Source organism: Natrialba sp. PRR66, assembly GCF_034808065.1.
In the GTDB taxonomy this organism is placed as follows: Archaea; Halobacteriota; Halobacteria; order Halobacteriales; family Natrialbaceae; genus Natrialba; species Natrialba aegyptia.
In genome coordinates this window covers 387,808-399,969 of sequence record NZ_JAXHGN010000003.1, presented here as the reverse complement: position 1 = coordinate 399,969, position 12,162 = coordinate 387,808, and the positions used below count along the sequence as shown (strand labels likewise).

Sequence of the window (12,162 nt, the reverse complement as noted above, 5' to 3'; positions counted from 1 at the left end):
AAGATCCGCTCACGAGAACGGTCAGTTCGGAAGCGACGGTGGAGACACATCCCCTTCGAAAACCGGCCCGCAGTAACGGACGATCGCTATCGTGAACTCGGCGTCGCAACCGGCCTGTTCTCGCGAGTGCGCACCGGTTCGAGTCGCACCGCACACTGCTTGAAGTGGGGTTCTTTCGAGCGCGGATCGACGACCGGTAGCGTGAGGTCGTTGACCGCCGGGTGATGAATAGGAAGCCAGACGACGCCGTCGGGAATCGACTCGTCGGACTCGAGTCTGACGTGGACCGATGCACGCCGCGAGACGACGCGGCCATCCTGAGCGGAGAGGGGCGCGTCGGCTTCCGGCGATCCCCGTTCCTCGTCCCCGAGTTCAGTCGCAAACGCGAGCGCCGTCGCGGGACTGACGCGGGCGACGGGGGCGTCCGCGTCGGACGGGCGGGTTCGAACGCCGGTGTTGTACGCGTCGGGCTGCCGGCCCGTCGTCAGCGTGAGCGGGAATTCCTCGTTGGGCGGCTCGGGAGCGGGAGCGGCCCGGCCAGCCGAAAACCGTGCGCGTCCCGACGGCGTCGGGAACGACCACGATTCCGCGGCACCGTCCCGATCATCGTCCGGCAACTCGGATTCGTAGTACCGATAGCCACCCGCCGCGTCCGGCTCGGGCGCAGGCCAGCGGACCGCCACGTCTCGCTCGAGGCGCTCGTAGCTGATCCCCGAGAGATCGGCGTCGGTTCCCGCGGTCAGCGCCGCGAGTTCGTCGAAGACCGTCTCGGGCGTCGGCGGCTCGTCGAACAGGTCGGGCGCGAGTCGCGACGCGAGCGTGCCGATCAGGTCGAGATCGGATTTGACGCCGGCGGGCGTCTCCGTCGCGGCGCGGACGCGGGAGACGGTCCGTTCCATGTTCATCGTCGTTCCCTCGGACTCGCCCCAGGTCGCCGCCGGCAACACGACGTCCGCGAGTTCGACCGTCTCGCTGCGGAAGGCGTCCTGGACGACGAGGAACGTCTCCGCAAGCCGCTCGCGAACGCCCGTCGCGTCGGGCATCCCCGCGGCGGGGTTCGTCGCGACGGCGTAAACGGCCGATACGTCCTCGCCGATCGCATCGGCGATGCCGACCGGTCCCGGTCCGGGGTCGTCCGGAAGTCGCGAGAGCGGAACGTCCCAGGCGTCGGCGACGAACTCGCGGTGTTCGGGCGCGTCGAACGGCCGGTGGCCGGGCCAGGTTCCTTTCGACGAGCACACGCGCGTCCCCATCGAGTTCGCCTGGCCGGTGAGCGAGAACGGGCCCGAGCCGGGCCGGAGATTGCCCGTCGCGAGACAGCAATCGATCAGTGCGCCCGCCGTCGCGGTACCGTTGACGCTCTGGTTGACGCCCATCCCCCAGTAGACGAGCGTCGACGCGTCGAAGGCCGCCGCAAGTCGATCCACGTCGGCCGTCGAGACGCCCGCGCGCTCGGCGGCTGCGGACACATCGGGAAGGCGCTCGCGGAGCTCCTCGAATCCCGCCGTCGCCCTCGCGATGAACTCGTCGTCGAGGCGATCAGTTTCGACGAGTCGCGCGAGAACCGCGCGAGCGAGGGCGAGATCGCCGCCGGGGTCGGGTGCGACGTGGCAGTCGGCACCGTCGGTCGTCTCGCTCGCGACTGGGTCGACGACGAGCAGTTCGGAGTCGTCCTCGCCGGCCGATTGCTGAATCCAGCGAAACAGAACCGGATGCGCAACGGCGGGGTTTGCACCCCAGACGAGGTGTGTCCGTGCTGCCGGGATATCGTCGTATGTCGGCGGCGGCGCGTCACTGCCGAAGGCGTCGTAGTAGGCGGTGACAGCCGAGGCCATACACAGGGTCGTGTTGGCGTCGTAGTACCGGGTTCCGAAGCCGCCGCGGGCGAGTTTTCCGAGCGCGTAGGCGGCTTCGTTGGTCTGTTGGCCGCTGCCGAGGACCGCGACGCTGGTGCTGGCGTTTTCGAGCGCTCGGCCGAGTCCGGCCGTCGCGTGTTCGAGGGCGGTCTCCCAGGTGGTCGGCACGAGTTCGCCGTCGCGGCGGACGAGCGGGCGGGTGAGCCACTCGCCGTCGGGGTCGGCGGTCTCGCGGATGCCGCGCTGGCAGGCGAGGCCGCGGTTGACCGGATGGGCCGGATCGCCGCGGACGATATCGAGGCCGTAGCCCTGTTCGACCGGTTGCTGGACGTGTCCACAGCCGACGGCACAGCGCATACAGGTGGTTGGAACCGGGTCGGTCACGCCGCCCACCTCGCGGGGCGATGGGGTGTTCGTCCGCGTCCTAAAAGCGGTGACGCGGAGTACCCGGTTTGGTTCACAATCTCGCACATAGGTACGGAAAGAGAGTACAGACACAACACCTAAACGGTATTCGTTTACAAACGATTGATTTTAGAGCCATAGAATGCGCATCCATCGATATAAGAACGGATACCAAGAATATAAGGAGTAGTACCAGACGAAGGCTGCCGATGACTGCCCGAACGGGCACCAGCGGGCGCATGCGCTGGCGAGAAAAGCGGAGAGAAGCCGTCGCGTAGACGCGACTAAACGTCGACTGAAAGACGGAAAACGGGAGGACGGACCGGTCTCACTCGGTTCCGACCCACTTCAGGATGAACAGCGTTCCCTCGAACAGGAGGATCATCGTGATCCCGACGATAATGGGGGCCATCCCCGTCGGGTCGAACGTGAACATGAACGCCAGTCCGAAGAAGGCCGCCCAGAAGTACAGCCGCTTATTGACGAGCCAGCGACGGGTCGTCACACCCATCATAATCGCGAGCATTATAAAGAGGGGAATCTGGAAGACGACGGCGAGAAAGCCGATCAGCGTGATTATCAGGTCGAACGTATCACCGAGTGCATAAGCGATCTCTGCGCTGCCTTCCGCGTAGAACGTGAAGTACTCGAAGAGCACCGGCAACACCAGCACGTAGGAGAACAACATCCCGACGCCGGCAAGAACCACGCTCGTCGGGACAGCCGCGAGGTAGTACTTGCGCTCGTGCGGATACAGCCCCGGTTTCATAAAGCGATAACACTGGTAGACGAACATCGGCAGCGCCACCATGATCCCGAGCAGCGTCGAAACCTTGATTCGTGTTAACCACAGTTCGAGCGGCTGGTAAATATGTGGTAAGGGCACCTCCTCTGCCGCGTACGGGAACACGTTGTACCAGATGTGCTCGATCGCCCACGAGGCACCCAGTAGCCCGATCGCCGTCCCCGCAGAACCGAAGAGCAAGACCACGGCAAACCGAAGCACCATCTCCTCGATGTGGTCCGCAAGCGGCATTTCCTCGTCGTCCGGGGGCGTCGAGATTCCACCGACATCGTCGTCCGGATCGGGGTACTCGGGGCTTCCGGTCCCGGTCCCCGAGTCGTGGCCACCACCGACGACTCCCTCACCGTCGGTTTCAACCGGTGGATTGGCATCGGTCCCGGTCGACGCCTCGGGTGAACTCGAAGGCGACGCTTCCGATGGCGAGTGCTCCTCGTCGGACCCGCCGTCTTCACGTGGTTCGTCGGGGTCCGCACTGTTCCCCGTCTCCGCCGACTCGTCCGGCATCTATCGGGATATAGATAGGCGGGCAGTTATAGGCCTTTTTCTTGTGCGCACTGGGTCACGGTACCGATCGACGCGTTCGTTCGCGCCGGTCGCCGTCGAATCCGGTGAACGAGCACGATGCGCGGTAGGAGACTCGAAAGGTTGATAACTGGATGTCAGTTACCCATGGTAGTAAATGAGTTCTGCCGTCGACGAGGATACCGCCCGTGCGATCAATACCGGGCGCGAAACTCTTGGTGCGATGCTCTCGAGCGTGCAGACACACCTTCAGAAGGTGTTTATCGTCTTCGTTATCGGCTTTATCGGCTCGTTCTACGCGTTGCGCGTCTTCATCTGGGACTTTCTCAAACAGACTGCAAAGGCGGAAATGTCGCCGTACATCGCCGATTCGACGGAGCTTATTACGCGGACTCCGTTCGAGGTTATTCTCTTGCAGGCCAAGATCGGGATGCTCGTCGGTATCGTCGTGGCGGTTCCCGCGTTACTGTACTTCTCGAGGAATAAGTTGCGCAAACGCGGCTACGACACCATCGTACCCATCTCTCGAAGCTATATCGCGGGCTTCGTCCTGACCGCGATCACGTTGTTCTGCCTCGGGGTCGTCTACGCCTATGCGGTGTTCTTTCCGTACACGTTCGACTTTCTCGCCGGAAACGCCGTCAGCGCCCACGTCAAACCGAGCTTCGGGATCACCGAGTTCACCGAGTTCATCGCGCTGTTGACGCTCTCGTTCGGGCTGGCGGCCCAGTTGCCGCTGTTTATGGGTGTCCTCTCGTACACCGAGATCGTCCCCTACGAGACGTTCCGGGACAAGTGGCGGCACGCGATCGTCGGGATCACCATCTTCGGCGCGCTGTTCTCGCCGCCGGATCCGTTCACGCAGATCATGTGGGCGACGCCGATGGTCGGGCTCTACATCATCAGTCTCAGCCTCGCAAAGGTAGTTGCAAACATCCGCCGACGCGGTGCGGCCGAGAGCGACGGGACCGGGACCGATCATATGAAACGGGTCGTCCTCCGATTCGTCGGCGTTCTGGCTGTTGTCGCCATCGGAACCGGCGCGTTCGTTAATCAGGGTGGATTCGACTACCTCGGGGAAGCGGTCTACCCCAGCCTGCCGGCGTGGCTGCAACCCGGTCCCGAGGGCCCGTTCGGACTCGAATCGCTCGCTGCCGAGCACGGACTCCTCGGTGAGGCCGCTGTTGGGCTTACCATCGCTGCAGGCGTCGGCGTGCTCATCCTGTTCGCCTATACGATCAAAGTGCTCCAGGCACCGATCTACCCGCGGGAGGGAGCCATTCGAACGGCCGAATCGCCCGACGACGTCGACTTCGAGATGCTCACCGCCGAGGACGTGGAGGAAGTGCCAGCGTCCGTCTTCCTCCAGATGAAAGAGGAACAGGCGCTCGAGGTTTCTCGACAGGCGATGTACGACGACAACCGGGAGAAAGCCCAGGCGATCTTGAACCGGTTCGACTCGCTGCAAGACCAACAGGCCGAGGACGGCACAACCGGCGACGGCGAGAGTGCAGCGCTCACCCAGACCGATGACGGTGGCGCTACCGAGGAGGAGGAAGGCAGCTTCCTCGCGGGTACGGCCGCCGGAATGCTCGATCCCTTCACCGAGGAAGAGACGACTGAGGACGACATCGGTGGCTACGCCTACGACATCGCCTTCATCCTCAACAGTCTCACCTCGAAGATGTTCCGCATCGTCGGCGTGTTTATGCTCGTCATGGGCGGAACCTTCTTCTGGCTTTACCAGGGTGGGATCGGCCAGATTCTCACGACGTTCCTCCATCGCGTTCCCGAATCGATCCTCCACGAGGTGGCCGTCCGTAACGGGGTCGACCCCGCCGGGATGACGCTCCAGGAACTCATCACCGAGATGGACATCGTCATCGCGCTCCACCCCGTCGAAGTGCTCATCTTCGAGGTCAAAGTGAGCGTCATCGCGGGGATCATCGCCTCGCTCCCGCTGGTGCTGTACTACGGCTGGCCCGCGATGAAAGAGCGCGGGCTGGTCCGGGGCGACCGCCGCATCTTCGTCGTCTGGGGCGGCTCGCTACTGGGCGGGTTCGCGTTCGGAACCTACCTCGGCTTTTTCTGGGTCGCACCGGCGGTCATCTCCTATCTCGTCTCCGACGCGATCGCCAACGGAATGGTCGTCTCCTACCGGATCAGTAGCTTCTTCTGGATGGTCATCTTCACGACTCTCGGCATCGGTTTCCTGTTCAACATCATCGTCACGATGGCGCTGTTCCACGTCGGCGGCATCATCAACTACCGGACGATGCTCCGACGCTGGCGACCGGCCGTCGTCGGCATCTTCACCGTCGCGGCAATCGCCAGTCCGAAGGGCGTTCTCACCATGCTGATGGTCGCCATCCCGATCGCTCTGACCTACATGCTCGGCCTCGGCGTCCTGTATATCCTCACCGGCGGCGGGCGGCTATTTGGTGGTAGCGGTGGCGGTGGTAGTGGCGAACAAAACGACGCAGACGCCGCCGCTACTGAAGGCGACACCGGCACCGATACCGGCTCCGGACCCCAACCCGACCCGACCACGTAGCGAACTCGTCCGACGGCTTAAGATGGGAGGCATGCGAACGCGTCCCTACGATGCCAAAGATCAGCGTCGAAATCCCGCAGGAACTACTCGAGGACTTAGACGACCACGTTGGCGACGACGGCAAGTTCGTCAACCGAAGCGATGCGATCCGGGCCTCGATCCGAAAAACGCTCGACATTCTCGACGAAATCGACGACCGACACGATCGACTCGACTCCGACGAATAAGCCCGTCTGTACCCGGAAATACAACCGAACAACAACAGGTCGTTACACCACGGACCGCTCAGTCTCGATCGATCCGTTGTGCGAAGCCGAAATTCGGCTTCACGTCCTCGACTCGCACCGTCACAACATCTCCCGTCTCCGTCGCCGGAACGAACAGCCTGTAGCCATCGACCGATGCGATACCGTCACCCTCGCTCCCGACATCGGTGATCTCGACCTCGAGTTCATCGCCCGGTCGCACCGGTGCGGTGAGCCGTCCTTTTCCGATAAAGAAGAGTTCGGAGGATTCGTCCCGTGAGGCCTTCGGACTCGTGGCGCGAACGTACTGGAACTCCGCCTCGACGTCCGCTCTGAACTCATCGACGTCGGGGCCTTCGAAGATCTTCACGACGAAGTCGCCGTCGGTGTCGAGGAGTTCGAGTGCGGTTTCGAAGGCCTGGCGCGCGAGGTGGAGCGAGCGGGCCTGATCGAGCGAGTACTCGCCGGACATGTTGGGTGCCATGTCGGACAGCACAGCATCGACCTCGCCGCCGGCGGCGTCGATGACCCGGTCGCGCGTTCGTTCCTCGGTCATGTCCCCGCGGATGGTTTCGATGGTGTCGTGGCCCTCGATGTCTTTGATGCGCTGAAGGTCGACGCCGATCACCTGCCCGTCGGGGCCGACGGCTTCGGCGGCGACTTCGAGCCAACCGCCGGGCGCGGCACCGAGGTCGACGACGGTATCGCCGCGCGAGAGGACGTTCTCGAGTTCGTCGAGTTGCTTGAGCTTGTAGGCGGCTCGGCTCCGGTAGCCTTCCTGCTTTGCCTTGTTGTAGTAGTGGTCCTTTCGTGCCATGCTCGGATAGTCAGTTGGCTGTGGTACACGGCGAAGACGGATAGGTGTCGCGAAGCGGAGTCACGCGTTGTGCGCGCGAAGTTTCAAGAAGCTGTCGGGGCTTGTGGAGACGTCCAACGAGGCGCGTTATCGGGGCTTGCGGAGACGTCCAACGAGGCGCATTATCGGGACTCCGAGTCGCCGTCTGCTGCGTCGGTATCGGTATCGGCGTCGTCACCGGCGCGTTCGGCGCTCAAATCCGCGTCCTCGACGCGCTCTCGTTCCTCGAGATCGGCCTCCTCGTCGACGTCCAAACCGTCCCCGACCTCGGAATCGATCCGCTCTGGGTCGACGGCCGCGTCATCCCGTCGGCGTTCGTCGATGTTCCCGGGGGCGAGTTCAGCATCCGAGCGCTCATCGAGTTCCATCTCGGGCTCGACTTCGGCGTCCGTGCGTTGGCCGACATCCTCGTCCGGGTCGAGTTCAGCGTCGGGATCGCGGCCGGTCAGTTCGGAGGGATCGACCTCGAGTCCGCGCCCTGCTTCTTCTTCGATCGCGTCCATTTCGTCGGCTGCGGTGTCGGCGGACGATTCCGTCTCGTCCAGTTGCTCGTCCGGGTCGATCCGGGGTTCGTCCTCGAGATCATCGTAGAACTCGTCATCGCGCATCGGCTCCGAGTGGTCGCGTGCCGTCGATCCGGGGCCTTCTTCGGTTCCGTCGACGCCGGTTTCGGATTCGGTGCTGGTTCCGGAGACTGGTTCGCCGGGGGTGTAGTCCGTATCGCGCCGGTCTGATCGGCGCTCGGCGGCTGCTCGTCCGTCCTCCTGTTGCTCGTCGCTCCTGAGACTCTCCTCGGGGAATGCCGCATCGAGTCGAATCGTCTCGTCAGTGATCTCGGTGACGGCGTCGTCGGTGAGCGCCACGGGCTCCTCGGTCTGGTCGCCCCAGTTGAGCGTCGCTTTGATCGAATCGGTAACGCCGGGATCGGGGTCGACATACACGGTTTCCGGCTCGACGGAGACGACGACACCGAGAAGGGCACCGTTTGCACTTTCGACCGTCTTACCGGCATCGTCGGCGGTGAACGTGGGGCACATGGCTGGGCGTAGCGTCGGCGGCGGGAAGCCACTCGTGCCTGCACACCACGGCAGAAAGAATCGAGACGGTCGGGTAGATATCGGGACCGACGGGAGGACGATCGACTACACGAGTAGCCTCCGAAGACCGATCGCAAAGGGTGCCTTTTTATGCCAACCGTTCGTACCCCGACGCATATGTTCAAGGCCATCGTGAGCGCGGAAACGCTCACCAGCGCGCTCGATTCGATCAGCGTGCTGGTCGACGAGTGTAAGATCCACCTGGAGGAAGACGGACTCGAGATCCGAGCCGTCGACCCCGCCAACGTCGGGATGGTCGACCTCTCGCTCGACGCGGCTGCCTTCGAATCCTACGAAGCCGACGGCGGGCTGATCGGCGTCGACCTCTCCCGACTCGAGGACATCGCAGGGATGGCCGAATCCGGCCAGCTCATCCAGTTCGAACTCGACGAGGAGACCCGCAAGCTCCACATCCAGATCGACGGGCTCGAGTACACGCTCGCGCTCATCGACCCCGATAGCATCCGGCAGGAGCCGGACATTCCGGATCTGGACCTTCCCGCCGAGGTCGTCCTCGAGGGCAAGGACGTCAACCGCTCGGTTACCGCCGCAGATATGGTTTCGGACCACATCGCACTCGGCGTCGACGAAGGCGACGACGCGTTCTACGTCAATGCGGAGGGCGACACCGACGACGTTCACCTCGAACTCACCCAGGAAGATCTGATCGATCTGCAGGCCGGTCCCGCTCGCTCGCTTTTCAGTCTGGACTACCTGAAGGACATGAACAAGGCGATCCCCTCGAACACCGAGGTCACGCTCCACCTCGGCGAGGAGTTCCCCGTGAAGATTTACTTCGGGTTTGCGGAGGGCCAGGGACAGGTCACGTACATGCTCGCGCCACGGATTCAAAGCGACTGAATCTGCCCCAGACTGCTGAACTGCAACGAATTCACGCCGGTCGGCCGTGTGGTGGGAATACAACGCCTTTCTTTCCTCGACTGCATCTTGCCAGTTTTGACGAAACGTGTTAGGTGTCGAACGCTCTCACGGGTCGGAAATAAAGCCTGCACAGCGACAGGACAGTCATTACGTGGCCACTACTGGAGGACCGGAGTATGCCCTCCAACGATGACTCGCCAGATAGCGCGATCGCTGCAGATACCGATATCGCGGATGAACCGCACAGACACGCCAGTTCGTCGCTGGACGATCTCGACTATACAACCACGTTCGATCCGACTACCGACTGTGCAAGCGAAACGGTAATTATCACCGTCGCCGCCCTCACCGACTCGACGCCGGTCGATCTTCCGGCACTCGCACGCGTTATCGACCCCGATGCACTCGATGCACTGCTCGATCGCGCGGCACGGGACGACGACCGTGGCGTCCAAGAACTCTGGTTCACGTACGCCGGCTTCGATATCGGGCTGCGAAGCGATGGCAAACTCAGAATAACGCGAGCGACTACGTCGACGAATACAACGACGGCTTAGGTATCGGTGTTGGTCTGAGCGCGGGTCCGTGAACGGTTCCGCGTTCCAGTTCCAGTTCCAGTTCCAGTATCCCGTTCGCCGAGAAACGACACCAGCGCGTCGGAGACGGCGTCCGCCCGTTCGATACACGCCAAGTGTGAGCCACCCTCGATCAGTTCGAGTCGGGCATCGGGAATCGCCTCCTCGAGCAGTCGCGCGTTCGACGACGGAACCACCGCGTCGTCGGTCCCGTGGATCACCAGCGTCGGAACGCGAACGCGATCGAGTTCAGCGCTGGCGTCGAACGCGAGGGCCGCCCCGAGTTGGGCTTCGATCGCCGGGTCGGTTGCGTCTTGCTCGCGTCGCCACTCGATGATTCGGTCCATCAGGTGCGGGTTCCGGTTGGTGAACGACTCGCCAAAGACGGGACGCATCCGGTGACGGAGCGTTTCCCGTTCGTTCGCGCCCGAGGGCGTTTCGAGCAGCCGACCGGGGATATCCGCGGGAATCGCCATCGCGTCCGGACCGCCGTGGGTTGTCGCACACAGCGTCAGCGACGCCGCGCGGTCGTGCTGGATCGCGTACTGCTGGGCGACCATCCCGCCGAGACCAATCCCGACGAGATGCGCGCTTCGAACCCCGGCATCGTCGAGAACTGTTTCGAGATCGGCCGCCAATCCATCGACCGAGTAGCCGGCCGGCTTTCGAAGGAGCGGCGACCGAATGCGACCCGGAAGTCGCGGAACGAGCGGTGGAAGTCCGGCGTCCGAGCGGCCGGTCCCCCGCATGTCCGGCGCGATCACGGGCGCGCCGAACTCGCGGGCAACGGCCTCGCGCTGCCAGCGCCACAGCCACCGCCCGTAGCCGATATCCTGCAGAAAGACGATCGGGGTTTCGATCGCGTGACTCTCGTCGGTCGGCTCGCGTTCGTCGCGGTCGTCGAACTCGTAGTAGATCGACACGCCGTCCCGCATCGCCCGTGGCATGCTCGACACAACGTTCCGGCCCCTCTTGAAATCGAGCCTCCCGTTCCGACCCGTGCGATCACCCGACGAAGCGACGGTGGACCAACGGGCGAGAACCGACTCGATCGAGGGGTAGCGGGGTAATACTATGTTATCGACACTATCGCACTCGATCGACAATCAGTGGACTTAATCCGTCAGAGTAGCTTTCAATTACCGATGCAGCGACTGCACGCTCGATACCCGTTTCTCGAAGCCGCCCGCGAAACCGTGGCGACGGAGACGGTCGATTTAGCAACCGTCGTCGAGCAGGAGCGAGCAGTCGTCGAGCGCGCACGGAAACGCGTGATTACCGCGCTCGAAGACGGCGAGATCGGCGAGCCACACCGCGATCCCCGCACCGAACTGCTCTCTTACCCCGTCGCTCGCGTCCTCGTCTCGATGGTCGACGAACGCGTCCTCGTCCGCAAGTACGCTCGCGCCGAGGCGGCCACCGCTCACGAGCGGTTTACCGCCGACCTCGAATCGACGACCGAACTCAAAAGCGTCGAGTCGACCGGCCTCGAACTCGAGACCCTCCTTGAGGAGTTCAATTTACAGGAGACAGTGACTCCCGCACCCGCAAGTACTTCCCGCGGGGCTGGGACCGCAGCTGCGACCGGCGACATCGACGGCGGCGACGACATCGACGATGTCGACGAGTTCAGGATCGATGTCGGCACCTACCTCCCGCTGGCTGCGGACCTCTGGGACGACGAGTGGGGGCTGGTCAACCAGCCGCTGACGAACGGCGAGGTCCCGGTCGCGCGAGACGACCTCCTCGTGCTGTTGCGGGAGGCCATCCGCGACCGAATCGAGGAGGGCCTTCCTTTCGAGGTTCCCGACCCGGTCGCGACAGGGCTCGAAGACGACGTCGCCGCCGTCCGGGACGTCCTCGCCGATCTCGATCTCACGCGCGATATCGACACCGTCGTTCCCGAACTCTTCCCGCCGTGTATGCAGGCGCTGTTGGATCAAATCCAGAAGGGCGAGCACCTGCCTCACCACTCGCGGTTTGCGATTACGGCCTTCCTGTCGAGCATCGGGATGACGACCGACGAGATCGTTGACCTCTATCGCGTGAACTCGTCGTTCGGCGAGGAAATGACCCGCTATCAGACCGATCACATCCGCGGCGAAACGTCGCCGACGGAGTACTCGCCGCCGTCGTGTGCGACGATGCAGTCCTACGGCGACTGCGTGAACAAAGACGACCTCTGCGAGCGCATTCCCCATCCGATGGCCTACTACGAGGAACGGATCGATGAAGCCGACGAGGATGAACTCGAGGACTGGCGCGAAGGGGACGCGGAGACGGACGCCGACGGGAACGGGAAACGAGAGGAGAGAAGCGAGGAGAGTGGAACGGTCAACAGCGACTGAGAGCGGCCGGCCACCAC

General features: G+C 63.4%; 10 protein-coding genes. 5 read left to right on the top strand and 5 right to left on the bottom strand.

The features are described 5' to 3' along the window. Window positions 1-86: 86 nt before the first annotated feature. Both nasA and SM755_RS12425 read right to left on the bottom strand, forming a co-directional pair. Window positions 87-2,249: an assimilatory nitrate reductase NasA gene (gene nasA / locus SM755_RS12430; RefSeq protein WP_323173226.1), complete on the bottom strand. Its 2,163-nt coding sequence runs from the start codon at window positions 2,247-2,249 to the stop codon at window positions 87-89. 340 nt (window positions 2,250-2,589) lie between these two features. Further along, on the bottom strand, window positions 2,590-3,570 hold the full coding sequence (locus tag SM755_RS12425; protein ID WP_323172936.1) for a twin-arginine translocase subunit TatC: 981 nt from the start codon (window positions 3,568-3,570) through the stop codon (window positions 2,590-2,592). Between the two features lie 175 nt (window positions 3,571-3,745). On the opposite strand from SM755_RS12425, the gene SM755_RS12420 reads away from it, so the two are divergent. Then, on the top strand, window positions 3,746-6,142 hold the full coding sequence (locus SM755_RS12420) for a twin-arginine translocase subunit TatC (RefSeq protein WP_323172935.1): 2,397 nt from the start codon (window positions 3,746-3,748) through the stop codon (window positions 6,140-6,142). Window positions 6,143-6,192: 50 nt separating this feature from the next. Further along, a complete protein-coding gene (locus tag SM755_RS12415; RefSeq protein ID WP_006110673.1) occupies window positions 6,193-6,369 on the top strand; it encodes a type II toxin-antitoxin system ParD family antitoxin in 177 nt (58 codons plus the stop codon). Window positions 6,370-6,427: 58 nt separating this feature from the next. Here SM755_RS12415 and SM755_RS12410 read toward each other — a convergent pair whose 3' ends face one another. Further along, the gene (locus tag SM755_RS12410) at window positions 6,428-7,204 is read right to left on the bottom strand and encodes a 23S rRNA (uridine(2552)-2'-O)-methyltransferase (RefSeq protein ID WP_323172934.1); all 777 of its coding nucleotides are present in this window, start codon (window positions 7,202-7,204) and stop codon (window positions 6,428-6,430) included. Between the two features lie 161 nt (window positions 7,205-7,365). Continuing rightward, complete coding sequence (locus tag SM755_RS12405; RefSeq protein ID WP_323172933.1) at window positions 7,366-8,280, bottom strand: hypothetical protein; 915 nt, start codon at window positions 8,278-8,280, stop codon at window positions 7,366-7,368. A 177-nt stretch (window positions 8,281-8,457) separates the two neighbouring features. Here SM755_RS12405 and SM755_RS12400 point away from each other — a divergent pair, with 177 nt between their 5' ends. Further along, the gene (locus SM755_RS12400; protein WP_006665106.1) at window positions 8,458-9,201 is read left to right on the top strand and encodes a DNA polymerase sliding clamp; all 744 of its coding nucleotides are present in this window, start codon (window positions 8,458-8,460) and stop codon (window positions 9,199-9,201) included. A gap of 197 nt (window positions 9,202-9,398) precedes the next feature. Further along, window positions 9,399-9,779 carry a HalOD1 output domain-containing protein gene (locus SM755_RS12395; RefSeq protein ID WP_323172932.1) on the top strand — a complete coding sequence of 127 codons (381 nt, stop codon included), beginning with the start codon at window positions 9,399-9,401 and terminating at the stop codon, window positions 9,777-9,779. Here the strand turns inward: SM755_RS12395 and SM755_RS12390 are convergent. Beyond that, a complete protein-coding gene (locus SM755_RS12390; RefSeq protein ID WP_323172931.1) occupies window positions 9,776-10,744 on the bottom strand; it encodes an alpha/beta hydrolase in 969 nt (322 codons plus the stop codon). The two genes, SM755_RS12395 and SM755_RS12390, sit on opposite strands and share 4 nt — an antisense overlap. Window positions 10,745-10,942: 198 nt before the next feature. On the opposite strand from SM755_RS12390, the gene priL reads away from it, so the two are divergent. After that, entirely contained in the window at window positions 10,943-12,145 is a 1,203-nt protein-coding gene (gene priL, locus SM755_RS12385; RefSeq protein ID WP_323172930.1) for a DNA primase regulatory subunit PriL, read from the top strand. Window positions 12,146-12,162 lie beyond the last annotated feature (17 nt).